Raw genomic sequence first — 25,738 nt, forward strand, 5'->3', positions numbered from 1 at the left:
AGCCGGGTCCGGCCAGGCGCGACGAGTCGGGCGTACGCACGGACCGGCGGGCGTCACCGGTGGTGACGCCCGCTGGGTGAGGTGCCGGACCAGGTCAGCGGAGCCAGGGGAGCCGCCGGACGAGGGGGAGCTTCGCCCAGGCCGCGCCCAGGCCCAGGGTGGCGCCGGCGTTGACGAGCGCGAGACCGACCAGCAGGGCCGCGTTGAGCAGGTGGTCGTCGAGGAAGGGGTTGTTCTCGGGGGGCAGGACGACCGTCCACATCATCACGTAGAGCACCACGCCGGCGACGGCGGCGACGCGCATCCCGATGCCGAGCAGCAGCGCCACGCCGATCGCGGCCAGGCCGGTCATGAAGAGCACGTCCGCCCAGGCGGCCCCGGCGATGCCGTTGTAGAAGCCCTTGAAGGGGCCGGCCGCGCCGAAGGTCAGGAAGCCCTTGGTGGGGCTGCCGCCGTTGATCCAGGCGTTCTTCGCCTCGGTGGCGTGCCCCAGGCCGAAGACCTTGTCCAGGAACGCCCAGAGGAAGGTCCAGCCGAGGGCGATGCGGATGCCGGCGAAGACGTACCGGGCGGCACGCTCCCGGGTGGTCTCGGCGAGGTGCCGGGGCTGCGCCGCTGGGGCGATGGTCCTGGCGGTGATCTGCTCGGTCGCGGTCATTGTCTCCACGTCCCTTCGTGTACCTCGCACCGCGCTTCCCGGTGGCATCTCCATTGGACATCCGCCGACGCCCGCCGGGCAGGGCCTACCGGGCCCCGCCGGACCGGGACCTTGGACCCCTTCCGCACCGGTCCACCCGGCCGTGCCGACCCGGTCCCGCGACCCTGACCCGGCGGGCGGTCGCGGCCATACCGTCGCAGGTGCCAACGGCAGGGAGGTCGTGATGAGGACGTGGCAGGTGGGCGACGTGATGACGCGGGACGTCGCGACGGTGGGGGAGGAGACCCCCTACCGCGAGATCGTCGACGCGCTGGTCCGGCGGGGCATCAGCGGCGTGCCCGTGGTGGACGGGTTCCGCCGGGTGCTCGGCGTGGTGTCCGAGTCGGATCTGCTGCACAAGGTGGAGCGGGCCGGGCACCCGGACGAGCGGCGGATCTTCGAGGGGCGGCGGCGCCGCAGCGCCCGGGAGAAGGCAGACGCGTTGCTGGCCCGCGAACTGATGACCGCGCCGCCGGTGACCACCTGGCCGGAGGCGACCATCTCCGCCGCCGCGCGGCAACTGGACCGGGAGTCGGTGAAGCGGCTGCCGGTGCTCGACGATCTGGGCCGGCTCGTCGGCATCGTCACCCGGGGCGACCTGCTGCGGGTGCACCTGCGTACGGACGCGGAGATCCGCGAGGACGTGGTGCAGGAGGTGCTGCGCCGGGTGCTCGCGGTGCGGGACGGCCTGGTCACCGTCAAGGTGCGCGACGGTGAGGTGACGCTCGACGGCCGGCTGGACCGGCGCAGCGCGGTCGAGCTGGCGGGGCGGCTGGCCGGGCAGGTCAGCGGCGTGGTCCGGGTGACCAGCACCATCGCGTACGACGTCGACGACCGCACGCTCGTCGAGCGGGACGCCGGCCCGGTCACCCCGGTGGCCTGACCGGCGACGCCCGGGCCCCGCCGTCCGGGCGGGGCCCGTCGGCGTGCCGCCCGCCCGGGCCCGCGCTCCCCTCCGGCCGACGGCAGCCGGCGCCTGAGGCCCGGGAGCCGCCGGGCAGCGGCGACCGGGCCCGGCCGGCACCCGCCGACTTGCCCGGACGGCCGTCGGTCGGTCGGCGGCTCGCCTAGGCTCGGGGGCGGGCGCGGTGCGGCTCTGCCGCCGAGCCCCGCCGCGGGGACCGCGCCCGCGCCGGAGCCGCCGGGCATGCGGCGCGCGAGGAGCGGAGCCGCCCTGTCCCGTCGTGGATGCGGAGGGCGCCGGGTGGACGAGGCGACGTTCGCGGCGCCGCTGTGGGCCTGGGCGGCGGTGGGCGGGGTCATCACCGTCATGCTGGCCGTGGACCTGCTCTCCCACCGCGACAACCACGTGATCGAGCTGCGTGAGGCGCTGGTGTGGAGCGGCGTCTGGATCACCGCCGGGCTCACCTTCGGCCTGCTGGTCTGGCTCTGGCGGGGCGGCGATCCGGCCGTGGCGTACTTCTCCGGCTACCTGCTGGAGAAGGCGCTCTCGGTCGACAACGTCTTCGTCTTCGCGCTGCTGTTCGGCTACTTCCGGGTGCCCGCCGGTTACCAGCACAAGGTGCTCTTCTGGGGGGTCGTCGGGGCCCTCGCGTTCCGGCTGGCCTTCATCTTCGCCGGTGCCGCGCTGCTGGAGCGGCTGGCCTGGGCCGGGGTCGTGCTCGGCGCCTTCCTGGTCTGGACCGGGTGGCGGCTCGCGGTGCGCGGCGAGCCGGACGTCGAACCGGACCGCAACGTCGCGGTCCGGTTGTTCCGGCGGCTGGTCCCCACCGAGCCGCGCTACCACGGCGGCCGGTTCACCGTCCGGGTCGACGGCCGGCGCAGGGCCACCCTGCTGCTGGTCGCCCTGATCGCGATCGAGGCCACCGACGTGGTCTTCGCGATCGACTCGGTGGCGGCGATCCTGGCCATCACCACCGACACGTTCCTGGTCTGGACGGCGACGGCGTTCGCCGTGCTCGGGCTGCGCAGTCTCTACTTCTGCCTGGCCGGGCTGCTGCGGCACTTCAGCTACCTGCGGTACGGGCTGGCCGTCCTGCTGGCCTTCGCCGGGGCGAAGCTGATCCTGTCCGAGACGCCGGTGGGGAAGCTGCCGGTCTGGCTCACCCTCGCGGTGGTGGTGCTGACCCTGTCGGTCGCGATCGGCTGGAGCGTGCTCGCCGCCCGTCGGGAGCGCCGGCACGCGGGCTCCTGACCCGACCGGCCGGGCGACGCGCCCGGGCAGTCAGCCCGGCCGGACGACCGGGTCGGCGAGCTGGGCGGACAGCAGGGCGGGCGCCTCGGCCAGGGACGGGCCGTACCAGGTCAGGTGTCGCCCGGAGAGCAGCGCGCACGGGACGCCGGGAAACGCCTCCGGCCCGTCGTCGGCGGTGAACCGGTACGGCTCGTCCGGCAGCACCACCAGCTCCGGCTCGCGGGCGCGCAGCTCGTCGAGACTCGGTCGGGGATAACGTTCGGCGTCGTCGGCGTACAGGTTGGTGACGCCGAGTCGGCGCAGCACGTCCCCGGCGAACGTGTCGGCGCCCAGCACCACCCACGGGCGACGCCAGACCGGCACCACCGCCCGGCGGGGCGGCCCGACCGCCGGCGCGGCGGCCCACGCCCGGCGGGCCGCCGCCAGCCACTCCGGCTCCGCCGGCGCGCCCAGCTCGCGGAGCAGGTCGCCCAGCTCGGTCAGCGCCTCGTCGACGGTCCGCGGGTAGGTGACCCGCACCGGCACGCCGGCCGCGGCCAGGGCCTCGGCGTCGACGCGGCGGTTCTCCTCGACGTTGAGCAGCACCACGTCCGGCCGTAGCGCGAGCACCCGGTCCAGGTCGGGGTACTTGCTGCCACCGACCCGCGCCACGTCCAGCCCCGCCGGGTGGGTGCACCAGTCGGTGGCCCCGACCAGCAGGTGGGGCAGGGTCAGCGCCACCGCCTCGGTCAGCGACGGCACCAGCGACACGACCCGCACGCGCACCCCCGCTCCGCCTGTCGACAACCGCCACGCTCGATCATGCCCCAGCGGCGGGCGCCAGCCACTCCTGCCGGGTCAGCGCGTACTCGACCTCGCCGTGCTCCGCCCCGTCGATCATCTCCGGCCAGTCCCCGACGTACGTGCGCACGAAGCGCAGCCCGGACTTCTCCATCACCCGGCGGGAGGCCGCGTTGACGGTCATCGTGTTCGCGGTGACCCGTTCCACGCCCAGCTCGGTGAAGCCCTTGTCGACCAGCGCCCGGCAGCCCTCGGTGGCGAGGCCGCCGCCCCAGGCCGCCCGGCGCAGGCGGTAGCCCAGCTCCACCTCGCGGGCGTCGCCGTCGCGGGTCGGGCGGAACTCGAACCAGCCCAGGAACTCGCCCGACCCCCGGCCCACGGCCGCCCACCAGCCCAGCCCCGGCGGCCGCCGGTAGTGGGCGAGGATCCGGGGCAGGGTGCGCTCCCGGACCACCTCCGGCGGGGTGGGACGCCCGCCGGTGAGGTATCGCATCACCTCGGGGTCGCCGTCCAGCTCGACGAGGAGTTCCGCGTCGTCGGGGGTGAACTCGCGCAGCACCAGCCGGTCGGTGCTCAGGAAGGGCGTCACCGGCCCATCCCACCGGGCGGCCCCGGCCGGCTCAACCGAATTCCCCGCCCGTACCGCCCCCGCCGCACCACCCCGGCTCCGTCCATGATCGACGGCCTAGACTCGCCCCCGGGCCGACGAGTCGGCCCGGGGGCGACGGCAGGACGGATCACACGGATGACGAGCACCGGTGGCGGGGACGGTTCCTGGCTGCGCGCGGTGACCGGGGACGGCGGTCGCGGCCCGCTGCTCACCCGGGCCGGCCAGCTCGTGTACGGCGCCCGTCGCCTCGGCGAACTCACACACCGGCGGCCGAGCGGCATCACCGGCCACCAGTGGAGCACGGCCACCCGGGAGGGCTACGACTTCGTCGTCTGCGCCGCCGACACGGCCCGGCCGGTCTTCGCCGTCGAGGTCGGCCCGGTCGCTCCCGCCGGCTCCGCCGGGCAGCGCGCCGAGCGGATGAAGAACGTGGTCGCCGAGGCGGTCGGCCTGGCGGTGCTGCGGATCGGGTCGCCCACGCTGCGCGCCGACGAGCACGGGCGGCGGATCGTGACGTACGTGATCGACGCCCGCGCCTACGCGGCGCTCGGTGCGGGGGAGCCGGAGGCGGGGGACGTGCCCCCGCTCGGGTTCCGCGACATCTTCGGCCGGCTGCCCGACGGGCGGACGGGCCACGTCAACGACCTCGGCGCGCTGGCCCGGGCCGCGGCGGTCGACGCGTACGTGTCGCGGGGGCTGGTGGACCCGATCGTCCGGGGGCTGCACCTGAGCTGGCGGGGCGGGCCGGCCGAGGGGTGGAGCTGGGTCGAGGTGCGTCCCGGCGCCTGCCTCGTGGAGCGGGTGACGGTGCACGAGCAGCGGGTCTCCGCCGGCGTGGACCCGGCCCGCCTGGCCGAGGACCTGGCGGCGATGGCCGTCGGCCAGCGGCTGCGCGAGCTGGAGACGGCCGAGCCGGTCCTGACGCCCCGCGAGGAACTGCTCGCCGACATCCGGCTGCTCGAATCGCGGCGCGACGAGATGGCGCACGGGTTCGCCTTCGCGCACCTCTGCGCGGACTGACCCGCCCCGGCGCCGCACGGGCGTACCCCGGCGGCCCCGGCCGCCGTCAGGCCAGCGCTGCCGCCGTCCGGCCGGGGGTGGCGGCCGAGGTGGCATCGGCCCGCAGGGCCTCGATCCGCCTGGCCCGGGGGCGGACCGCGAGGAGGTTGCCGGCGGCCACCAGCAGGGCCAGACCGAACAGGCCCAGCCAGAGGGCGTCGGTGGAGAACCGGGCGGCGACCAGCCCGCCGAGGGTCGGCCCGGCGAAGCTGGCGAAGGCGTAGCCGAGCGAGTAGACCCCCTGGTAGCGGCCGCGCTGCGCCGTCGGCGACAGGTCCGCCGTCAGCGCCGAGTTCGCGGGGGTCATCAGCATCTCGCCGAGTGTCCAGACGGCGACCGTGAACGCGTAGAACCACACGGCGTCGGCCAGCGCGGTCAGCGCGAAGCCGGCGCCGACCACCACGACGGCGGCGGCGATGGTGCGGGACCGGTCGAAGCGGCCGACCAGCCGGGGCACGAAGAGCTGCCCCAACACGATCATCAGCCCGTTGACCGCGATGACCGGCCCGTACGCCGACGCCGGCAGGCCGTCGGCCTGCAACGCGACGGGGAGCATCACGCTGCCCTGGATGCAGAGCCAGGCCAGCCCGGTGAGGGCGGTGAAGGTCAGGAAGACCCGGTCGCGCAGCACGGTGCCGAGCCCGCCGGAGTCGGCGCGGGTGAACTGCCCGACGGTGACCGGGGCGGGGCGCGACTCGGGCACCTTCAACCCGATCAGCACGGCGGTGCCGAGCAGCACCGCCGCGTTGACCACGAACAGCAGCAGCGGATCGGCGCGGACCAGCAGGCCGGCGACGGTCGCGGCGACGGCGAACCCGATGTTGATCGCCCAGTAGTTGAGCGTCAGGGCGCGCAGCCGGTCCCGCTCGCCCACCACGTCGATGATGGTGGCGGTGAAGGCCGGCCGGGCGACGCCGAGGAAGAGCCCGAGCAGGAGGGTGAGCGCCGCGACCGCCGTGGGGTGGTTGCTCAGGCCCAGCGACACCGCCGCCGCGGCGGCGGCCACGTTGCCGACCAGCATCGCCGGCCGCCGCCCCCACCGGTCCGCGACGACCCCGCCGAGCACGCTCCCCGCCGCGCTGCCGGCCCCGTGCAACCCGATCACCACTCCGGCGTACGCGGGGCTGAAGCCCCGCACCGAGACCAGGTAGACGCCGAGGTAGATGGCGACGAAGCTGCCCAGCCGGTTGATCAGCGTGGCCGTCCAGAGGTACCAGAACGTGCGGGGCAACCCGCCGGCCGTCTGGCTCCACCAGCGCGTCATCCGCCACCCCCGAGATGCGTTTGCGTAATGCCCGACAAAGCTGTCGCTCATTACACTCGGGGGGTGCGACGGTCTCGGGTCGCGCGGGCACGAATCGTGGTGATGATCACGTGCGGCCGGAGCCGCCCGGGTCACCACCTGCCCCTTCGCCGCCCGGGTGGGTCGCCGGTCCTCGGCCGGATCCGGTTTCCGTGCGGTCGCGGGAATCCGCCCGGCGCGGCCACTCGGGGGTCGCCCGGCGATCCGTCGGGGCGGCTCGGCGAATGCGCCGCCCGCGAATGCGTCCGCCGCCGGACGCGGGCCGTGCGAATGGACGGCCGTGGGAAAAGACCGGCGGGGCCCCGCTGATTCCGCAGCGTGACCCCGCGTGGACGCGAGCGTGAACCCGGCGCCAGGTCAGCGGTTCTTGTACGCCTCGGCGACCTCGACCGGGATGCGGCCGCGCTCGGAAATCTTGTAGCCGTTCTTGACGGCCCATTCCCGGATGGCCCGGTTCTGCTCCCGGTCCATTCCCGCGCCGCCCTGGGCGCCCGCCCGGCGGGGTGCCCGCCCGACGTCGACGGTGCCGCGGCCGATCCGCCGGCCAGCGCTGATGTACGGGTCGAGAGCTTTCCGCAGCACGCCCGCGTTCTCGTCGGAGACGTCGATGGTGTACGCCACGCCGTCCAGACTGAACTCGACGGTCCGGTCGGCCTTTCCGCCGTCGAGGTCGTCGGTCAGAACAGTGATTACTTTTCTCGCCATCGCCAATTACTCCCTGTGTGGGGCGGGGTGTGGTCAAAGTTTGACCTATCCCACGGCAATTGCGCAAGAATACGCGTCGTTTTTCATTTCGGCGGGTCGCGTTATCGCGGGAAATCGGCGCGGCCGGCGCAAAGGCGGGGGAGTTCGGTCGCCCAGCGTGCCGGCGTGGCCGGCGGGCGCCGCGGCCTCGGCCCCGCTGGAGACCCGCACCCTGGTCCCCGTGTCCCGTGTCCGGAACCGGCTCGTTGTCTTCGCCGCGTCGACCGGCCTGCTCCCGACACGGCCGGTGGCGCGGGGAAGTGGTCTGGGTCACAGTGGGAACAAGGGGAACGCTTTGTTACTTGAGTTGGACACGCTCAACTCAACGCGATAGCAGGTGTTCGATGGCAACTCTTCCGGTACTGCCCCTGACCGACGCCGTGCTGCTGCCCGGCATGGTCATCCCGGTGACCCTCGACCCCACCACCCAGGCCGCTGTCGACGCGGCCCGCGCCACCGGCGAGGGCACCCTCCTCGCCGTGCCCCGCCTCGACGGCGAGTACGGCCCCGTCGGCGCGGTCGCCACCATCGAGAAGGTCGGCCGGCTGCCCAGCGGCGAACCGGCCGCCGTCGTCCGCGGCCTCTCCCGCGCCCGGATCGGCTCCGGCGTTCCCGGACCCGGCGCCGCCCTCTGGGTCGAGGCCACCGAACTCGACGAACCGGCCCCCGCCGGCCGCGCCCGCGAACTCGCCCGCGAGTACCGCGCCCTGATGACGTCCGTGCTCCAGCAGCGCGGCGCCTGGCAGGTCATCGACGCGATCGAGCGGATGACCGACCTCTCCGAGCTGGCCGACTCCGCCGGCTACGTCTCCTGGCTCAGCCTCGCCCAGAAGACCGAGCTGCTCGCCGCGCCGGACGTCACCGCCCGGCTGGAACTGCTCGTCGGTTGGGTGAAGGACCACCTGGCCGAGCAGGAGATCGCCGAGCAGATCAACACCGACGTCCGCGAGGGGCTGGAGAAGTCCCAGCGGGAGTTCCTGCTGCGCCAGCAGCTCGCCGCCATCCGCAAGGAGCTCGGCGAGGACGAACCGGACGGCTCCGCCGACTACCGGGCCCGCGTCGAGGCCGCCGACCTGCCCGAGAAGGTCCGCGAGGCGGCGCTCCGCGAGGTCGGCAAGCTGGAGCGGGCCAGCGACGCCTCCCCGGAGGCGGGCTGGATCCGCACCTGGCTCGACACGGTGCTGGAGATGCCGTGGGGCACCCGTACCGAGGACAACACCGACCTGGCCGCGGCCCGCGCGGTGCTCGACGCCGACCACGCCGGCCTGGCCGACGTGAAGGACCGCATCCTGGAGTACCTCGCGGTGCGCAACCGGCGCGCCGAGCGGAACCTCGGCGTCGTCGGTGGCCGCGGCTCCGGCGCGGTGCTCGCCCTCGCCGGCCCGCCCGGCGTCGGCAAGACCAGCCTCGGCGAGTCGGTCGCCCGCGCGCTCGGCCGCAACTTCGTCCGGGTCTCCCTCGGCGGCGTCCGCGACGAGGCCGAGATCCGGGGCCACCGCCGCACGTACGTCGGCGCGCTGCCCGGCCGGATCGTGCGGGCCCTGCGCGAGGCCGGCTCGATGAACCCGGTCGTGCTCCTCGACGAGGTCGACAAGCTGGCCGTCGGCTACTCCGGCGACCCGGCCGCCGCCCTGCTGGAGGTGCTCGACCCGGCGCAGAACCACACCTTCCGCGACCACTACCTGGAGGTCGACCTCGACCTCTCCGACGTGCTCTTCCTGGCCACCGCCAACGTGGTGGAGACCATCCCCGGCCCGCTGCTGGACCGGATGGAGCTGGTCACCCTGGACGGGTACACCGAGGAGGAGAAGGTCGCCATCGCCCGGGACCACCTGCTGCCCCGGCAGCGGGAGCGGGCCGGGTTGACCGCCGAGGAGGTCGGCGTCGGCGACGACGCCCTCGCCCGGATCGCCGGCGAGTACACCCGGGAGGCCGGCGTGCGCCAGCTCGAACGGTCGCTGGCGAAGATCCTCCGCAAGGTCGCGGTGGCCCTGGCCACCGACCCGGCGCCGGTCCGCGTCGACGCCGACAACCTCGCCACCTACCTCGGGCGGCCGAAGTTCACCCCGGAGTCGGCGGAGCGGACGGCGGTGCCCGGCGTGGCGACCGGCCTGGCCGTCACCGGCGCCGGCGGCGACGTGCTCTTCATCGAGGCCACCAGCATGGAGGGCGAGCCGGGGCTGACCCTGACCGGCCAGCTCGGCGACGTGATGAAGGAGTCGGCGCACATCGCGCTGTCGTACCTGCGCTCCAACGGGCGCCGGCTCGGGCTGGACCCGAACGCCCTCGCCGGGCGGCGGATCCACCTGCACGTGCCGGCAGGCGCGGTGCCCAAGGACGGCCCCAGCGCCGGCATCACCATGGTCACCGCCCTCGCCTCGCTGGCCGCCGGCCGGCCGGTGCGGCCCGAGTTCGGGATGACCGGCGAGGTGACCCTCTCCGGCCGGGTGCTGCCCATCGGCGGGGTGAAGCAGAAGCTGCTCGCCGCCCACCGGGCCGGCCTGACCGAGGTGATCATTCCGGCCCGCAACGAGCCGGACCTCGACGACCTGCCGGCCGAGGTCCGTGAGGCGCTGACGGTCCACACCCTCGCCGACGTCGCCGACGTGCTCGCCCTGGCGCTGCGCCCCGCCGACGTCGACGCGGACGCCCTCGGCGGCCAGGCGTTGACCGCGGCCTGACCGGCGCGTCACCCAGCGGCCCCCGACGCCCTGTGGGCGCCGGGGGCCGCCGCGTGTGCGGGTCCCGCCGGTCAGGCGCGTCCCAGCCCGAGCCGTCGGGCGTACCGCCCCATCGTGCGGGACAGCCGGGCCGGTGCGGAGTCGGGCGCGGGGATCCCGATCGGGCGGACCCGACCGTTGTGCAGCGCGGTGAACCGCCACCCGGCCGGCGTCCGCACGGCGACCAGGGTCTGGCGGGACAGCCGGCGCCGGGGCAGCCGGGTGCGCCAGGGCATCAGCACCGAGCCGGTGCCGTGCACGACGGCCACGTCGGCGGTCACCGCCCGGATCGACTCCACCTCGCCGACCAGCGCCGATCCGGCGAGTACGCCCCGGAAGAGCCGGTCGTGCGCGTCCTGCATCGGTGCCCGCCCGGCCGCCCGGGTGCCGTCGTACGACACGTAGTCGGAGTCCTCTGTGAAGCAGGCGCCGTACGCGACCGCGTCGTTGTCGGTCCACGCCTCTAGCAGCCGGTCGAACAGCTCGCGGATCTCCCTGCGGTCGTTCTCGGTCATGGTCGCTCCCTGCTAAAGTTCGACTGTCGAAATCTAAACTAGCAGAAAGATTCGAATGTCGAAAAGTGAGCTGGTGTACCACGTGGCCCGCGAGATCCGGCTGCTGCAGCAGAGCTTCGACGCCTTCGACGAGGCGGCGGCCGGCCGGCTGGGGATCAACCGGACGGATCTGCGGGCGCTGGACGTCGTCCTCGGCCGCGGGCCGGTGACGGCCGGCGAGTTGACGGCGGCGCTGCGGCTCAGCCCGGCGGCCACCACCACCGTCATCGACCGGCTGGAACGGGTCGGCCTGGTGGCGCGTACCCGGGACGCCGCCAACCGGCGTCGGGTGCTGGTCGAGGCGACCGAGGCGGCCCGGGCGGCCGAGCGGAGGATCTACCGGCCGGTCGGCGAGGCCGGCCTGCGGGCGCTGACGCGGTACGACCACGGACAGCTCGAGACGATCGTCGACTTCCTCACCACCGCTCGCGCCGTGCAGCAGGAGCACGCCGAACGGGTGGCCACGGAGCCGGCCGACTGACCGCTGCGTGGACGCGACGAGGCCCCCGCCCGGAACAGCGGGGGCCTCGGTGCGTCAGTGCCGGTGGGGACGGTGCTCGTCGTCGTCAGCGCCGGTCGCGCCGGTCGCCGAAGTCGCGGTCGCGGCGCTCGCGCCGATCGGCCCCGTCGAAGCGGCGCTCGCCGCCGCCGTCACCGTCACGATCCCGGCGTACGGTCGCCTTGCGGCCCTTGATCGTGCTGCCGCGCAGCCCCGCGATCACCTCGTCGGCCACGGCGTAGGGCACCTCCACCAGCGAGAACCGGTCGGCGATCTCGATCGAGCCGATGTCCCGGCCGCTGACCCTCGTCTCGCCGGTGATCGCGCCGACCAGGTCCTGCGGGCGGACCCCGGCACGCCGGCCGAGGCCGATGAAGACCTGCGTGGTGCCGCCGGTGCGGGGCCGGCCGCCGCCGCGCCGCTCGCCCCGGCCGCCGCCCTCCGGCCGCCCCTCGCGCGGGCCCCGGACCGGGACCTGCGGGATCTCCTCCTCGTCCTCGGCGCCCGGCGAGGTCGCCTCGTGCGCCAGCTTCACCGCCGCGAGCGCCACCTCCACCAGGTCGAACTCGTCGGTCAACGACTCCACGATCGCCCGGTACGGGTCGAGGTCGTCCTCCAGCAGGCTCTCCCGCAGCGCGCCCTGGGTCAGCTCCAGCCGCCGGGTGCGCATGTCCGCCACCGTCGGGATCTTGTCGATGGTGATCCGCTGGCCGGTGACCCGCTCGATGGTCTTGAGCATCCGGTGCTCGCGCGGCTCGGCGAGGGTGATCGCCACGCCCTCCCGCCCGGCGCGGCCCACCCGGCCGATCCGGTGCACGTACGACTCGGGGGCCGACGGCACGTCGTAGTTGACGACGTGGGTGAGCTGCTCGACGTCGAGGCCGCGGGCGGCCACGTCGGTGGCCACCAGCAGGTCCGCGGTGCCCGTGCGCAGCCGGCCCATCACCCGGTCGCGCTGCTCCTGGCTCATCCCGCCGTGCAGCGCCTCGGCCCGGTAGCCCCGGCCGTTCATGGTCTCGGTGAGCCGGTCGACCTCCTCCCGGCTGCGGCAGAAGACGATCGCCGCGGTGGGGGACTCGACGTCCAGCACCCGGCCCAGCGCCGCCGGCTTGTGCGCCCGGGCGACGATGTACGCGCTCTGCCGCACCCGGGGCGCCTCGCCGGCCACCGGCTGCTCCCGGGCGATGAGGATGCGCACCGGGTCGGTCAGGTGCTGGCGGGCCAGCCCGTCGATCCGCGCCGGCATCGTCGCCGAGAACAACACCGTCTGCCGCTGCGCGGGCGTGTGCTCCAGGATCGCCTCGATGTCCTCGGCGAAGCCCATGTCGAGCATCTCGTCGGCCTCGTCGAGCACGACCGTGGCCAGCGAGCCCAGGTTGAGCGTGCCCCGGGCGATGTGGTCCAGCGCCCGGCCCGGGGTCGCCACCACCACGTCCACGCCCATGTCCAGGGCGCGCAGCTGCCGGCCGATCGGCTGGCCGCCGTAGATGGGCAGCACCCGGGTGCCCAGGTCCTTGCCGTAGCGGTGGAACGCCTCCGACACCTGCACCGCCAGCTCCCGGGTCGGGACCAGCACCAGCGCCACCGGGTCGCCGGGCCGCTCGTCGGGCATCCGCTGCAGCAGCGGCAGGGCGAACGCGGCGGTCTTGCCCGTACCGGTGGCCGCCTGCCCGAGCAGGTCCCGACCGGCCAGCAGGGGAGGGATCGCCTCCCGCTGGATCGGCGTGGGCTCCTCGTAGCCGAGGGCGGACAACGCGCCCAGCAGTTCGGCGCGCAGTCCGAGATCCGCGAAGGCGGTCACCTCGTCGGAGGCGTCCCGGGAGGGGTCGGTCGGTGGGTCGTGCCGTACGGGTGCGGAACTCATGCGGCAAGCTTTTCATCATCACCGGCCGGCGGTTCCGGCGACCGGCACAACAGCCCGCCCGGGGTGGGTCGCCGCCCCGTGCCGGCGACCCACCCCGCCCCGGATCAGCGGGTCAGCAGGGCCAGCACGACGGCGAGCGCGACGACCGTGTCGATGACCGCGCACCACTCGGCGTAGCCGCGCGGGACGACCCGGTTCGCGCGGTGGTGCACCACGTCCCAGGCCGCGTGTCCGAGCCAGCCGGCGGCCACCAGCCAGCCCGCCAGCCGGCCGTCGACCACGGTGGCGACCAACGCCACCGCCGCCCAGCCGGCCAGCCCGGCCAACTGGAGGACGAGCATCCGGCGCTCGCCCAACTGCCGCCGTGCCGCGCCGATGAGCAGGTAGGCCGCCGGCAGCGCCAGCAGGAACGGCGCCGGGGGCACCCACGGGTCGAGGAGCATGTCCAGCGTCATCAGCAGCGCGAGCCCCGTCGGCCAGCGGCGCGCCAGCGCCGCGACCAGCCGGTGCCGCGGGACCGGGCGGTCGGCGGCCGGGTGCCGGGCGTACTCGGCGCGTCGGCGCAGCACCGCGAGCGCCATCGCCGGGAGCATCAGCAGGTGGCTGCCGAGGAGCAGGGCGTCGGCGCCGACCAGCCCGGCCCGGAACGGTACGAACAGCACCAGGACCGGCAGGTACATCGCCGCGGTCATCTCCCCGACGGCGGCCCAGGAGTGCCTCCGGTACCGCATCCACACCGCCATGCCGACGCTCATGTCCGTCGCCATCAGCACGGCGCCGACGTCGGCCCGTCCGAGGTCGGGGGAGAAGCCGAGCGAGGTGCCCACGGCCGCGCGGAGCGGCCCGAGCAGCAGCATCCCGGCGATCATGGCCAGTGCCATCTCCAGCAGGTGCCGCAGCAGGGCGGCGCGCGGTCGCGCGTGACCGACGTGCGGTGCCGTCGGGTTGGCGTTCGTCGTCGTCTCCGTCATGCCATCGAGCCTGCGGGCGGGCGGGCGCGCCGGACACCCGCGCCGTGTCACCGGTCGACCGTGCGGAACGCACCGCCGATCCGTGCGTCCCGCGTACGGCGGTGGGCCGCCGCCGCGCCTACCATTCGGACCGTGGCGTTCGACCCGACGGTGTCCGGACCGGACCGGCGTCTGCGCCGGGCCCGGGCCGGCGCGACGGCGTCCCTCGCCACCGGGGTGGCCTCCGGCCTGTTCCTGCCCGCGGTCGGGCTGACCCGGGAGCCGTCGGGCCTGCGGGTGGCGCTCGGTGCGGTCGGGCTCGCCGCGGTCGCCGTGGTGCTGGCCGTGGCCCTGTACGCGACCGTGACACCGGACGTGGCGGACCGGGTCCGCCGCCGGTGCCGCGTGGCGTTCGCCGCCGTGGCGGTGCTGAGCGTCCCGCTGGTGGCGCCGGTCGCCGCCGGGGCGTGGCCCACCTGGGCCTGGCTGGGCGCGGCGGTCGTCGGCGCGGTGCCGCTGGTCGCCCGGTTGCGGATGGTGGTTCCCGTGGCGGCCGTCACCCTGCCGGTCGCCGCGGCGGTGGCGACGGCGACCGGGACGCCCGTGGGTCGGTCCCTGGTGATCAGCGGCGGCGTCGGCCTCGGCATCGCCGCGGTGAACGGATTCCAGGTGTGGTTCTGGGATCTGCTGGTGCAGGCCGGCCGAGGGCAGGTCGCCCAGGCGAGCCTCGCGGCCGCGCAGGAGCGGCTGCGCTTCGCCGGCGACGTGCACGACCTGCTCGGGCACCACCTCACCGTCATCGCGCTGAAGGCCGAACTCGCCGCCCGGCTCGCGGCGACCGACGCGGAGCGGGCCGGCCGGGAGGCGGCCGAGGCGCAGCGGCTGGCCGCCACCGCGCTGACCGAGCTGCGCCGCACGGTGCACGGCTACCGTCGCGTCGACCTCGCCGAGCAGGTCGCCGCGGTCGGGCAGGTGCTGCGCTCCTCCGGGGTGCGGTGCACCGTGGTGCCGCCCGCCGGCGAGCTGCCGGCGGAGGCGGCCGCCCAGCTCGCGGCGGTGCTGCGCGAGGCCGGCACCAACGTGCTGCGGCACAGCCGGGCCGGCTGGTGCCGGATCGAGATCGACCAGGAGGCGGACGTGGCGCGGATGACGGTGACCAACGACGGCGCGGGCGCGGCCGGCGCGCCCGACCGGCACAGCCACGGCCTGCGCGGGCTGGCCGAGCGGCTGGCCGCCGCCGGCGGGGAGCTGCGTACGCACCGGGAGGACGGCGTCTTCACCGTCGAGGCGACCGTCCCGACGGCGTCATGATCCGGGTCCTACTTGCCGACGACGAGGAGCTGATCCGGGCCGCCCTCGCCGCCCTGCTCGACCTCGAGGAGGACCTGACGGTGGTGGCGCAGGCGGCCGACGGCGGGGCCGCCGTGACCGCCGCCCTGGCGCACCGCCCCGACGTGGCCGTCGTCGACCTGGCGATGCCCGGCCCCGACGGGTTCCAGGTCGCCGCCGAACTGGCCCGGGTGCTGCCGTCCTGCGCGGTGGTGATCCTCACCGGCCAGGGTCGGCCGGCACACCTGGCCCGCGCGCTCACCGCCGGGGCCCGCGGGTTCCTGCCCAAGGGCGCGCCCGGCGGGGCGCTCGCCGACGTGATCCGGCGGGTGCACGCCGGCGGCCGGTACGTCGACCCGGCGCTGGCCGCCGACGCGTTGACCATCCCGCCGTGCCCGCTGACCCCGCGCGAGCTGGACACGCTGCGGCTGGCCGAGGACGGCGCCCCGGTTGCGGTGGTCGCCCGCCGGGCCCACCTGTCCAGCGGCACGGTCCGCAACTACCTCGCCGCGGCGGTGCAGAAGCTCGGTGCGACGAGCCGTGCGGAGGCGGCGCGGACGGCCCGGGACAACGGTTGGCTCTGACCGGACCGCCCGCGACCGGTCGGGTCGACGGCTGGTTCTGGCCGGACCGCCCGCGACCGGTCGGGTCGAGGCGGCGCGCGGCGGCGGCTGGCACCGGCCGGGCCGGCGGATAGCCTGGCGGCGTGCGTACGGTCGAACTGGTCTGCTCGCCCGGCCTGGAGGCGGCGGTGCGTGGGGCGTGGCAGCGGCTGGCCGAGGCGGGGCTGCCCAGCCTGACCCGCAACGCCCACCCGACGAACCGGCCGCACCTGACCCTGGCCTCGGTGGACGAGTTCCCGCCCGGCGCGCGGGAGCGGCTGACCGCCCTGGTCGACGCCGCGGTGCCGCTGCCGGTACGGCTGGACCGGATCGCGGTCCTTGACGGCAGCGCCCCGCTGGTGTGGCTGGTCCGCCCGTCGCGGGAACTGGCCGCGCTGCACGCCGCGGTCTGGGACGTGCTCGCCGGGGCGACGGGACAGAACCCGTGGCACGCCCTCGGGCACTGGGTGCCGCACCTGAGCCTGGCGCTGCGCTTCCGCGACGCCGACCGGCGGCTCGCCCGGGCGGTGGCGGGCGCCGACCGCCCCACCGGCGCCTTCGTGGCCGGGCGCACCTACGACGGGGAGAGCAGGACCGTGAGCCGGCTCGGCGGCACCGAGCGCTGACCCGCGACATCCACCCACCGGCCCGACCGCACAGGCCGGACCGCCCCTGCCGCGAGAAGCTCCGGCCGGCGGGCCCCCGCCGCCCCTCGACGGCAGGGGCCCGACCCGTTCAGCGGTGGAGGCGCACGTAGTCGAACTGCGCGGTGAGCGCCGGCTCGGCGCCGCCGTGGGCGACCAGCCCGATCCGCGGGGTGGTGTCGGCCGGGAAGGTCCACACCCCGCCCCACGTCCAGTTCCACCCGTCCCGGCTGGAGCCGGCCCGGAACTCGTGCTCGCCGGTGGCCGGGTCGACCCGGTGCGCCAGCCGCAGCCAGGTGGTGGTCGCCGGGGTGCCGACGATGTTGCCGCCGTACACCGGCCGGCCGGCGAAGGGCAGCTCGTAGCCGTACTCGACCTGGCGGGTGTTCCAGATGGCGACCTGCGCCAGCCGGGCGAAGCGGTCGTCGTCGACGTAGGCGACCAGGCCGGCCTGCTGGTAGTTGCGCACGGTCTCCTCGCCGAGGTCGAGCGTCACCTTCGTCTCCACGACGTAGTCGCCCGTCGGCGCGTCGCGCAGCAGCACGCCGGCGCTGTTGCCGGTGCCGGTCAGGTCGGCGCCCTGCACGGGCCAGCGGAGCGCCCCGCCGGACACGGTGGCCGCCGGGTCCGGCCGGACCCACCGCCACGCCGGGTCGAGTCCGTCGGTGAACTCGTCGGAGAACGCCGGCAGCAGGCCGCCGGCCCGGGGCTCGGGCGCGGCGTGCCGCACCGGCCGGTGCAGCAGGGCGACGCTGACGTTGTCGAACCCGGCGTCCCCGCCGGTGGCGGTCAGCGCGATCCGGCCGACGACCGGCCGGTCCAGCCGCAGCGACAGCCCCGCCACCTGGTCGCCGAGCCGGGCCGGGCTCAGCTCGGCCGTGAGCTGCCGGCCGCGTACCTCGACGGCGAGGTTCTGCCCGGCCGCCGCGTCGAAGCCGGCGGGCAGCGGCGCGCTCGCGGTGCGGGCGCCGTCCCGGGCGACCAGCCTGCCGGTGGCGGCGTCCACCCGCACCGCGACGCGGTCGCCGAGGGTGAGCCCGGCGGCCCCGGTGGCGGTGGGCCGCAGGTCGACCTCCGCGCGCCCGTCCCCGCCGACGGTCGTACGGCCGGTCAGCGTGCCGCTGCCGGTGAGCCGGCCGTCGGCGACCCGCCAGTCCCCGGCGGTGGCCCGCCAGCCGGCGAGGCCGGCGTCGAAGCGTTCGTCCACCCGGCCGGTGGTGACCGGCGCGGGCCGCGCGCCCTCCGACGGGCCGGCGCCGGCGTTCACGGTCGGCCAGCCGTCGATCCAGTCGAGGCGGTCGAGCAGCATCGGCCGCTCGTTGATGCCGAACGGCTCGTCCAGGTACGGGTCGGCCCGGTCGATGGCGTGGTAGACGATCCAGTCCTGGCCGGACAGGTCGGTCAGGAAGCCGTTGTGGCCGGTGCCGATCCAGCGGTTGCCGTTCTGGGCGAGCACGGGGGTGCCGCCGGCCCGGGAGGCGGTCAGCGGGATGCCGTCGCGGTCCACGAACGGGCCGCGCGGGCTGCGCGACCGGCCGACGTGGACGGAGTAGCCGGTGGCCGGGCCGGCGCAGCAGTTGGCGGTGGAGGCGAACAGGTAGTACCAGCCGTCGCGGCGCAGCACGTGGCTGCCTTCGAACTTGTTGTCGATGGCGACCGGCGTCGGCGTGCCGACGGCGCGCAGCCCGTCGGGGGTGAGTTCGGTGACGGAGATGCCGCCGTAGTAGCTGCCGTAGTAGAGGTAGTGCCGGCCGTCGACGTCGGTGAACTGGCTCGGGTCGATGGTCCACAGCCAGCCGCCGCCACCGCCGGGGCGGGGCGCGACCACGGGCTCGTCGGCGAAGGTCCACGGGCCGGTCGGGGTGGGCGCGGTGGCCGCGCCGACGGCGAAGTCGCCGCCGTCGGGGGAGACGGTGGTGTCGGTGACGGTCACGTACATGACCCAGCGGTCGCCGACCCGGCGCACGTCGGGGGCCCAGAAGCCGGCGCCGGGCGCCGCGTACGCCGGGCGCTGGTCGGCGCCGAAGGCGTCCCCGACGTACGTCCAGTCGACCAGGTCGGCGGAGCGGGCGGTGGGCACCCGGTGGAAGGTCCCCTCGCCCTCGCGCAACGGGTCGGTGGTGCCGTACGCGTACCAGAAACCGTCCCCACCACGGACGACCACCGGGTCGGCGAAGGTGTCGGCGAACCCGGCCGAGACCGGGTTGCGGTAACGGGGGTCGGGCGCGGCGGCGGCCGGCGCGGACGCCGTCGCGGCCAGGGCCAGACCGATGGCGGCGGCGAGCGCGCCGGCGCGGCGGAGATGTCCCATCAGACCTGCCTCGGGTGGGGAGAAGTCGACCTGGATCACTGGGTCCGTTTCTACAACGTTGGATACAACGTTGTAAAGACGCGGGCGACGCTTCGGTGGGCACCGGAACGTGCCCGTGCCAGCATGGGTCCGTGACCACCACCGCCACGGACGGCCCGACCCTGGCCCGGCTCGCCGCCCTGCTCGCCGACGACACCCGCGCCCGCATCTGCCTGGCCCTGCTCGACGGCCGGGCGTGGGCGGCCGGCGAGTTGGCCCGGCTCGCCGGGGTGGCGCCCTCCACCGTCAGCGACCACCTCACCCGCCTGGTCCGGGGTGGTCTGCTGGTCGAGCAGCGGCAGGGGCGGCACCGCTACGTCCGGCTCGCCGGCCCCTCGGTGGCCCAGCTGATCGAGGACCTGGCCGGCCACGCGCCGGCGCGGCCCCGGCCCGTCCGCTCGCTGCGCGCCGCCCGTGCCGACGCCGCCCTGGCGTACGCCCGCACCTGCTACGACCACCTGGCCGGCCGCCTCGGCGTGTTGCTGCGGGACACGATGCTCGACCGCGGGCTGCTCGACGGCGCCGACGGCCTGGCGCTGACCCCGGCCGGGCTGGGGTGGCTGGACGGGCTCGGGGTGCCGGTCGCGCCGCTGCGGGCCGGCCGCCGCCCCCTGATGCGCGACTGCCTCGACTGGACCGAACGCCGCCCGCACCTGGCCGGGGCGTTGGGCGCGGCGCTGTGCGACCGCTTCTTCGAGGTGGGCTGGCTCACCCGGGGCGGTGGCCGCGCCGTCCGGCTGACCCCGGCCGGCGGTCCCGCGCTGGCCACCGCGCTCGGCCTCGCCCCGGCCGACCTGGCGCCCGCCGCCGCACCGGAGACCGGCGGCGGCCGAGCCTGACCGGCTCGCGTCCGTCCGACCCGGGGTCCGTGCCGCACGGTGGGGCCGACGGTTCGGCGGAAACGAAGGAATCCGGCTGCGGCGCCGGTGCCGGACGGCCGCCGCCCCGGTGACGTACCAACCGCACGCGCTGTCGCGCGTCCCGACGAGTGCCGAGGTGGAAACCCGATGAACGAGCGCTGCGCCGCCTTCCACGCCCTGCACCACGCGGACCGGCCGCTGCTGCTGCCCAACGCCTGGGACCACGCCAGCGCCGCCGCGTTCGCCGCGCGCGGGTACCCGGCGGTCGGCACCACGAGCCTCGGGGTCGCCGCCGCCGCCGGGCTGCCGGACGCGGCGGCGGCCACCCGGGCGGAGAACCTCCGGCTGGCCCGGGCGCTGCGCGGCCTCCCGGTGCTGCTGAGCGTCGACGTGGAGGCGGGCTGCGCCGACGACCCGGCGGCCGTGGCCGACCTGGCGGCCGAGCTGGCCGCCCTCGGGGTGGTCGGGATCAACATCGAGGACGGCCGGGCCGACGGCACTCTCGCCCCGCCGGCGCTGACCGCGGCCAAGGTGGCCGCCGTCAAGGCCGCGGCGCCGGCCCTGTTCGTCAACGCCCGCACCGACACGTGGTGGCTGGGGACGCCCGACCCGCTGCCGGCGACCCTGGCCCGGGCCAGGGCGTACGCGGATGCCGGCGCCGACGGGATCTTCGTGCCCGCGGCGCCGGACGCCGACACCGTCGGCGCCCTCGTCGCGGAGATCGACCTGCCGCTGAACGTGCTGCACCGCCCGGGCGGGCCCACCCTCGACGAGCTGCGGGCGCTCGGTGTGGCCCGGGTGAGCACGGGCTCGCTGCTGTTCCGGGCCGCGCTCGGTGCCGCCCTGGACGCCCTGGACGCCGTCCGGTCCGGCGCCGCGCCGCACCGGGAACCGCCCTCGTACGCCGAGGTGCAGCGGTTGAGCGCCGCGTCCCGGCCCTAGGCGTTCGTGCCCGCCCACACCCCGGAACCGCCCCTTAGGAGGAGATAAGAGGATTGTTCGCACTTATCCCGTCGCGCCTGGTTACGTTGTGCGTAGGGCGATGCACACAGTGATGTCATGACGGGAGAGAGGACCCGACCATGCGAGTGCCCAGCCGAAGTCCGGGGCAGCAGCCCGGGCCCTCCGTCACACCCGCAGCCCGCGCCCGCCGGCGGGTTCCCGGCACGCCGCCCCGCCCTGCCCCGCCGGACCTCGACGCCTACCGGGCGGCCGTCGCCGACCTGGTGGTCGAGGTGGGCGCCCTGGCCGGGGCGTCCTGCACGGCGGCGCGGCAGGTGCTGATCGACGACCGGCTGCGCGAGCCCGCGATCGCCGCGGTGCTCGACGCCACCCCCCAGGGGCTCGTCGGCGCCCGCGAGACGCTGCTGCTGGAGATGGCCCGCTACCAGCCAAACCCGCGCAGCTCCGCCGCCGACCTCACCGCACTGGTCCGCATCTACCTGCTCTCCCGCGTCGACGTGATGTGGTGGCGGGACGCGCCGACCTTCCGCACCGACGCCCAGGTCGACGCCAGCCCCGATCTGGTCGACCTGGAGTGGCTGCGCCGCCGCGGCCTGCTCCGGTTCTGCTACACCGAGCAGCCGAGGACGCTGTTCGGACGCGGGCTGCGGGCGGCCCGCCGCCGACTGTGGCCCGACGCCACGCCGCGCACCGCCGGGCTGCGTTTCCGGCGGGCCCGCCGGGAGGTCGTGGCGCTGCTCAACGACATCGGCCGGGAGTTCGCCGCCAACACCCCGCCCGCCACCCCGCCGCTGTGGGTGACCAGCCTGGTCCGCAGCGCCGAGCACCAGCACCGGCTGCGCCGCCTCGGGTACGCCGCCATGGTCCCCAGCGGCCACTGCCTGGGCTGGGCGGTCGACGTCGAGCTGGCGTGGTTCGGCCGCTTCGGCGTCCGGGACACCCTCGCCGAGCTGCTGCTGGCCCGGCAGCGGGCCGGCGAGGTCAACGTGGTCGACGAGGGGCAGGCGTGGCACCTGTGTCTCGCGCCCGCCAGCGGCCGGCGGCTGCGCCGGGCGTACGAAGCCGAGATGGGGGTCTGAGCCGATGTGCGGCATCGCGTTGAGCCTCGGCCCCGAGGCCGATCCGGCGATCTTCCGGCGGATGCTCGCCACCCTGGCCCCCCGCGGCGAGGTCACCGAGGCCCGCTACGAGAACGGCCTGTTCGCCGGCACCCGACGGTTGAAGGTGGTGGACCGGGAGCGCGCCGTGCAGCCGTGGACCTCCGTCGACGAGCGGTGGCTGCTCTGCTACAACGGCGAGGTCTTCAACCACCACGAGCTGCGCGCGGAGCTGGTCCGGCTCGGGCACCGCTTCCGTAGCGCCAGCGACACGGAGGTCGTGCTCGCCGCGTTCCTGCAGTGGGGCGAGGGCATGGTCACCCGGCTGCGCGGCGAGTACGCCTTCGCCGTCGTGGAACGCGCCACGGGCCGCGCCTGGCTGGTCCGGGACCCGCTCGGCGTGAAGCCCCTGTACTGGGCCCGGACGCCCGGCTGCCTGCACGTCGCCAGCGAGGTGAAGGCGCTGGTCGGGCACGGCGTCCCGATCGGCGAGGTGCCGCCCGGGCACCACGGCTGGGCCGAGCCCGACGGGCAGGTCCGGCTGCGCGCGTACGTCGACCTGCTCGCCCTCGGTGACGGGCTGTCGGTGGTGGACGACCCGGACGAGGCCGCCCTGCTCGTCCGTGCCGCCCTCACCGACAGCATCCGGACACGGGTGGACACCGACCTCACCGTCGGGGTGGTGCTCTCCGGCGGGCTGGACAGCTCGCTGACCCTGCTGCACGTACGCGAGATGCACCCCGACTGCGTCGCGGTCACCGTCGGGGTGCCGGACAGCCCCGACGTGGCGTACGCGCGGCGGTTGGCGCGGGACCTGGGGGTGCCGCACGAGGTGGTCGAGCTGCGCCCGCGCGACATCCGGCTCGCCGACATCCGGGAGGCCATCCGGATCTCCGAGCTGACCGAGTACGGCGACATCATCAACGCGGTGGTCTCCGTGCCGCTCTTCCGCCGACTGCGCGAGCTGGGCGTGAAGGTGGTGCTGACCGGGGACGGCTCGGACGAGCTGTTCGGCGGCTACCCGATGTACCACGAGGTCGGCCCCGAGGCGTCCCGCCGGCTCTTCCTGCACAAGATCCGCAACCTCTGCCGTACGGAGTTGCAGCGCGTCGACCGGGCCAGCATGGGGCACGGGGTGGAGGCCCGCGTGCCGTTCCTCGACCTGAGCGTGGTGGAGCTGGCGATGCGGCTGCCGATCGGGCTGAAGATGCGCGAGGGGCAGGAGAAGTGGATCGTCCGGCGGGCCTTCGCCGACCTGCTGCCCGAATACGTGCGGCGCCGGCCGAAGAACCCGATGTCGTACTCGTCCGGCCTGCACGAGCGGGCCCGGCTGTACAAGCCGCTCTTCGCCCGACTGCACCGGTCGTTCGGCTACCACCTGCTGGAACCGGTCCGCCGCGACTTCGACAGCGTGCTCACCCGCTGCGGCAACGACCTCGACCGGGCGCTCGCCGCCGGCCGGGCCCGGCCCGACTACACCATGCTGGAGCACGCCCGGGACCTGGTCGGCGCGGCGAAGTGGAACGCCGCGCCGATGGTGCGCCGGCTGGTCGGCCCGCGCCGCACCCGGGGCGACGAGGCCCCGCTGCCAGGGTGAGCTGACGCGCCCGGGTTGACTCTGACACCGTGTCAGCGTCGACCGTAGGGGGCCATGTTCACCATCGGAGACTTCGCCCGACTGGGCCGGGTGTCGGTGCGGATGCTGCGCCACTACGACAGCATCGGTCTGCTCCGCCCGGCCTCGGTCGACCTGCACACCGGCTACCGCTACTACACGGCGTCACCGAGCTGCAACTGCCGGTCTTCCCGGCCTGAGCGTCCACCACGCCCGGGGCCGGGTCGGCGCCGGCCGGCGTGTCCCTCGGCGAGCGTGACAGATCGGGCCGGGGGTAGTACCGGTGACATGACGCAACTGGACGTGGTGGTGGTCGGGCAGGTGGCGCGGGACCTCGTGCTGCTGGTCGACGAGGTGCCGGAGGCCGGAGGCAGCGCCCCCGTGCGGCGCCGCCGCGAGCTGCTCGGCGGCAAGGGGGCCAACCAGGCCGTCGGGCTCGCCCAGCTCGGCGCGTCGGTCGGGCTGCTCGCCGTGGTCGGCGACGACGAGGTGGGGGAGCGGCTGCTGGCGCAGGCGCGGGCCGACGGGATCGACGTCGCGCGGGTGCTGCGCCGGCCGGGCATCCCCACCGGGCTCATCGTCGACGTGGTCGACGCCGAGGCCCACTGGCGCTACCTGGAGGACCTGCCGAGGGCCACCCTGCTCACCCCCGGGGACGTGGCCGGGGCGGCCGACGCGCTGCGCGCCGCGCGGGCCGTCCTGGTGCAGCTGCAACAGCCGGCGCGGGCCGCCCTGGTCGCGGCCCGGACCGCCCGGGAGGCCGGCCGGCTGGTCGTGCTCGACGGCGCCCCGACCGACCCGGCCGACGCCGACGAGTTGCTCGCCCTCGCCGACGTGCTGCGGGCCGACGCGCAGGAGGTCGAGCTGATCACCGGCGACGCGCCGCGGGACGCCGAGGGCGGGCTCGCCGGCGGGCGCAGGCTGCTGCGGCGCGGCCCGTCCCTGCTGGCGATCGAGGTGGCCGGGGAGGGCAACGCGTTCGTCTGGCCGGACGGCGAGCTGTTCCTGCCGCTGAGCCGGACACCCACGGTGGACAGCACCGGCGCCGGGGACGCGTTCGTCGCCGCGTTGACCGTCGGCCTGCTGCGCGGCGAGCCCCGCGACCGGGTCGCCCGCTGTGCCGTAGCGGCCGCCGGCGCCACCGTCGGCCACCCCGGCGGCCGGCCGGCGCTGACCGACGAGGCGATCCGGGAGCAGCTCGACCGGATCCCCGCCGGCTGACCGTCCGGCCCGCCGGTCCCGCGCCGGGGCGACCGATCGGCCGGTGGACAACCCTCGATTCCTGCCCTAGCGTCCAGAAGATATGCGGAGGACTCTCCTGGGCGCCGGTGTCGCCCTGCTGCTCGCCGTGACCGCCTGTTCCAGCGCGGAGCCCGGTCCGCCGGCGCCGCCGGGAGCACCGACGCCCGTCGGCACGCCCAGCGCCTCCCGCCAGGAGCCGGGCGAGGTCGAGAAGACCCTGGCCAGCCTGCGCAAGGTCAACGACCTTCCGATGTACGAGATGACCTACGTCGGGGCGTACGACGCGACGGTCGGCACCGACGCGCGCCCGGCGAAGGCGTTCGGCTGCTCCCTCTTCGCCGCCACCGGCGACCCGGCGCGGCCGTTGTTCGCCCGCAACTTCGACTGGGACGCCAACCCGGCACTGGTGCTGCGCACCGATCCTCCCGACGGGTACGCCTCGATCTCCGTGGTGGACATGGCCTACCTCGGGGTGGGTCCCGACCCGACCGGCGACCGGCGGCTGCTCAACGCGCCGCTGCTGCCGTTCGACGGGATGAACGAGCGGGGGCTGGCAATCGGGCTGGCCGCCGACGACGGCGCGCGGGCCGTCGCCGACCCGGGCAAGGCCACCGTCGGGTCGGTCCGCATCCAGCGTCTGGTGCTCGACCAGGCGGCCACGGTGGACGAGGCGGTGGCCGTGTTCGGGCGGTACAACCTCGACTTCACCGACGGGCCGCCGCTGCACTACCTGCTCGCCGACGCGACCGGGGCGTCGGCCGTGGTCGAGTTCGTCGACGGGAAGATGTCGGTCGAGAAGGGGCGGGGCGACTGGCGGGCGCTGACCAACGTGCCGGTCGTCGGGGTGGACGAGCAGCGTCGCCGGGCCGACCACCGCTACGGCGTGATCGCCGCGGCCCTCGACCGGACGGGCGGCACGGCGGACGCCCCGGCGGCGTTCGAGATCCTCAACGACGTACGCCAGTCGCACACCCGCTGGTCGGTGACGTACGGCCTGCGCAGCGGCGAGGTCCGGCTGACCACCGCGACCGGCGGCGGCGAGCGGCGTTACCAGCTCCCGGTGAGCTGAGCTTCCGCACGTCCCCGGCGAGGAACCGGCTG

At 75.6% G+C, this 25,738-nt stretch carries 23 protein-coding genes and 1 pseudogene; 15 read left to right on the forward strand and 9 right to left on the reverse strand.

What is annotated here, in order from left to right; all coding sequences use genetic code 11:
* Positions 1 to 94: 94 nt before the first annotated feature.
* Positions 95 to 667 carry a hypothetical protein gene (locus tag ACZ6O2_RS21550; protein ID WP_350707575.1) on the reverse strand — a complete coding sequence of 191 codons (573 nt, stop codon included), beginning with the start codon at positions 665 to 667 and terminating at the stop codon, positions 95 to 97.
* 214 nt (positions 668 to 881) lie between these two features.
* Here ACZ6O2_RS21550 and ACZ6O2_RS21555 point away from each other — a divergent pair, with 214 nt between their 5' ends.
* Positions 882 to 1,580 (forward strand): CBS domain-containing protein, encoded by a 699-nt coding sequence (locus ACZ6O2_RS21555; protein WP_350707577.1) that lies wholly within the window; start codon positions 882 to 884, stop codon positions 1,578 to 1,580.
* Between the two features lie 321 nt (positions 1,581 to 1,901).
* Complete coding sequence (locus tag ACZ6O2_RS21560) at positions 1,902 to 2,852, forward strand: TerC family protein (protein ID WP_466024055.1); 951 nt, start codon at positions 1,902 to 1,904, stop codon at positions 2,850 to 2,852.
* 30 nt (positions 2,853 to 2,882) lie between these two features.
* Here ACZ6O2_RS21560 and ACZ6O2_RS21565 read toward each other — a convergent pair whose 3' ends face one another.
* Entirely contained in the window at positions 2,883 to 3,611 is a 729-nt protein-coding gene (locus tag ACZ6O2_RS21565; protein WP_350707672.1) for a helical backbone metal receptor, read from the reverse strand.
* Positions 3,612 to 3,651: 40 nt separating this feature from the next.
* The gene (locus tag ACZ6O2_RS21570; RefSeq protein ID WP_350707578.1) at positions 3,652 to 4,221 is read right to left on the reverse strand and encodes a GNAT family N-acetyltransferase; all 570 of its coding nucleotides are present in this window, start codon (positions 4,219 to 4,221) and stop codon (positions 3,652 to 3,654) included.
* 156 nt (positions 4,222 to 4,377) lie between these two features.
* Here ACZ6O2_RS21570 and ACZ6O2_RS21575 point away from each other — a divergent pair, with 156 nt between their 5' ends.
* Complete coding sequence (locus tag ACZ6O2_RS21575; protein ID WP_466024056.1) at positions 4,378 to 5,262, forward strand: PDDEXK family nuclease; 885 nt, start codon at positions 4,378 to 4,380, stop codon at positions 5,260 to 5,262.
* 46 nt (positions 5,263 to 5,308) lie between these two features.
* Here the strand turns inward: ACZ6O2_RS21575 and ACZ6O2_RS21580 are convergent, their stop codons facing one another.
* The gene (locus ACZ6O2_RS21580) at positions 5,309 to 6,565 is read right to left on the reverse strand and encodes an MDR family MFS transporter (protein ID WP_466024057.1); all 1,257 of its coding nucleotides are present in this window, start codon (positions 6,563 to 6,565) and stop codon (positions 5,309 to 5,311) included.
* 396 nt (positions 6,566 to 6,961) lie between these two features.
* Entirely contained in the window at positions 6,962 to 7,309 is a 348-nt protein-coding gene (locus ACZ6O2_RS21585) for a histone-like nucleoid-structuring protein Lsr2 (RefSeq protein WP_350707584.1), read from the reverse strand.
* A 383-nt stretch (positions 7,310 to 7,692) separates the two neighbouring features.
* Here ACZ6O2_RS21585 and lon point away from each other — a divergent pair, with 383 nt between their 5' ends.
* The gene (lon, locus tag ACZ6O2_RS21590) at positions 7,693 to 10,029 is read left to right on the forward strand and encodes an endopeptidase La (protein ID WP_466024058.1); all 2,337 of its coding nucleotides are present in this window, start codon (positions 7,693 to 7,695) and stop codon (positions 10,027 to 10,029) included.
* A 71-nt stretch (positions 10,030 to 10,100) separates the two neighbouring features.
* Here lon and ACZ6O2_RS21595 read toward each other — a convergent pair whose 3' ends face one another.
* The gene (locus tag ACZ6O2_RS21595; protein ID WP_350707588.1) at positions 10,101 to 10,583 is read right to left on the reverse strand and encodes an SgcJ/EcaC family oxidoreductase; all 483 of its coding nucleotides are present in this window, start codon (positions 10,581 to 10,583) and stop codon (positions 10,101 to 10,103) included.
* Between the two features lie 55 nt (positions 10,584 to 10,638).
* Here ACZ6O2_RS21595 and ACZ6O2_RS21600 point away from each other — a divergent pair, with 55 nt between their 5' ends.
* Positions 10,639 to 11,103, forward strand: a complete 465-nt coding sequence (locus tag ACZ6O2_RS21600) for a MarR family winged helix-turn-helix transcriptional regulator (RefSeq protein WP_350707590.1) — start codon at positions 10,639 to 10,641, stop codon at positions 11,101 to 11,103.
* Between the two features lie 85 nt (positions 11,104 to 11,188).
* On the opposite strand, the gene ACZ6O2_RS21605 is transcribed toward ACZ6O2_RS21600, so the two are convergent.
* Together ACZ6O2_RS21605 and ACZ6O2_RS21610 are read right to left on the reverse strand one after the other, a co-directional pair.
* Positions 11,189 to 12,985, reverse strand: coding sequence for a DEAD/DEAH box helicase (locus tag ACZ6O2_RS21605; protein ID WP_350707592.1), 1,797 nt, complete (start codon positions 12,983 to 12,985; stop codon positions 11,189 to 11,191).
* 104 nt (positions 12,986 to 13,089) lie between these two features.
* Positions 13,090 to 13,956, reverse strand: a complete 867-nt coding sequence (locus ACZ6O2_RS21610; protein WP_350707594.1) for a hypothetical protein — start codon at positions 13,954 to 13,956, stop codon at positions 13,090 to 13,092.
* 132 nt (positions 13,957 to 14,088) lie between these two features.
* On the opposite strand from ACZ6O2_RS21610, the gene ACZ6O2_RS21615 reads away from it, so the two are divergent.
* The 3 genes from ACZ6O2_RS21615 to ACZ6O2_RS21625 all read left to right on the forward strand — a co-directional run bounded on the left by ACZ6O2_RS21615 (position 14,089) and on the right by ACZ6O2_RS21625 (position 16,492).
* Complete coding sequence (locus ACZ6O2_RS21615; protein WP_466024059.1) at positions 14,089 to 15,246, forward strand: sensor histidine kinase; 1,158 nt, start codon at positions 14,089 to 14,091, stop codon at positions 15,244 to 15,246.
* On the forward strand, positions 15,243 to 15,848 hold the full coding sequence (locus ACZ6O2_RS21620; protein WP_350681505.1) for a response regulator transcription factor: 606 nt from the start codon (positions 15,243 to 15,245) through the stop codon (positions 15,846 to 15,848). The genes ACZ6O2_RS21615 and ACZ6O2_RS21620 overlap by 4 nt, the downstream gene beginning before the upstream one ends.
* A gap of 122 nt (positions 15,849 to 15,970) precedes the next feature.
* Entirely contained in the window at positions 15,971 to 16,492 is a 522-nt protein-coding gene (locus ACZ6O2_RS21625; RefSeq protein WP_466024060.1) for a 2'-5' RNA ligase family protein, read from the forward strand.
* Between the two features lie 109 nt (positions 16,493 to 16,601).
* Here the strand turns inward: ACZ6O2_RS21625 and ACZ6O2_RS21630 are convergent, their stop codons facing one another.
* The gene (locus ACZ6O2_RS21630) at positions 16,602 to 18,821 is read right to left on the reverse strand and encodes a glycoside hydrolase family 43 protein (RefSeq protein WP_466024061.1); all 2,220 of its coding nucleotides are present in this window, start codon (positions 18,819 to 18,821) and stop codon (positions 16,602 to 16,604) included.
* 131 nt (positions 18,822 to 18,952) lie between these two features.
* Between ACZ6O2_RS21630 and ACZ6O2_RS21635 the strand changes: the two genes are divergently transcribed.
* The 7 genes and pseudogenes from ACZ6O2_RS21635 to ACZ6O2_RS21665 all read left to right on the forward strand — a co-directional run bounded on the left by ACZ6O2_RS21635 (position 18,953) and on the right by ACZ6O2_RS21665 (position 25,706).
* Positions 18,953 to 19,699 carry an ArsR/SmtB family transcription factor gene (locus tag ACZ6O2_RS21635; protein ID WP_466024062.1) on the forward strand — a complete coding sequence of 249 codons (747 nt, stop codon included), beginning with the start codon at positions 18,953 to 18,955 and terminating at the stop codon, positions 19,697 to 19,699.
* A 168-nt stretch (positions 19,700 to 19,867) separates the two neighbouring features.
* Positions 19,868 to 20,662, forward strand: coding sequence for an isocitrate lyase/PEP mutase family protein (locus tag ACZ6O2_RS21640; protein WP_466024063.1), 795 nt, complete (start codon positions 19,868 to 19,870; stop codon positions 20,660 to 20,662).
* A 140-nt stretch (positions 20,663 to 20,802) separates the two neighbouring features.
* A complete protein-coding gene (locus ACZ6O2_RS21645; RefSeq protein ID WP_466024064.1) occupies positions 20,803 to 21,762 on the forward strand; it encodes a DUF5715 family protein in 960 nt (319 codons plus the stop codon).
* A gap of 4 nt (positions 21,763 to 21,766) precedes the next feature.
* A complete protein-coding gene (locus tag ACZ6O2_RS21650; protein ID WP_466024065.1) occupies positions 21,767 to 23,377 on the forward strand; it encodes an asparagine synthetase B family protein in 1,611 nt (536 codons plus the stop codon).
* Positions 23,378 to 23,431: 54 nt separating this feature from the next.
* Positions 23,432 to 23,560: pseudogene (locus ACZ6O2_RS21655) on the forward strand (MerR family DNA-binding transcriptional regulator); the annotation flags it as partial.
* 123 nt (positions 23,561 to 23,683) lie between these two features.
* A complete protein-coding gene (locus ACZ6O2_RS21660; RefSeq protein ID WP_466024083.1) occupies positions 23,684 to 24,616 on the forward strand; it encodes a PfkB family carbohydrate kinase in 933 nt (310 codons plus the stop codon).
* Between the two features lie 82 nt (positions 24,617 to 24,698).
* Positions 24,699 to 25,706, forward strand: a complete 1,008-nt coding sequence (locus ACZ6O2_RS21665) for a linear amide C-N hydrolase (RefSeq protein ID WP_466024066.1) — start codon at positions 24,699 to 24,701, stop codon at positions 25,704 to 25,706.
* Positions 25,707 to 25,738 lie beyond the last annotated feature (32 nt).

It is taken from the genome of Micromonospora sp. NPDC048040, assembly GCF_055587185.1.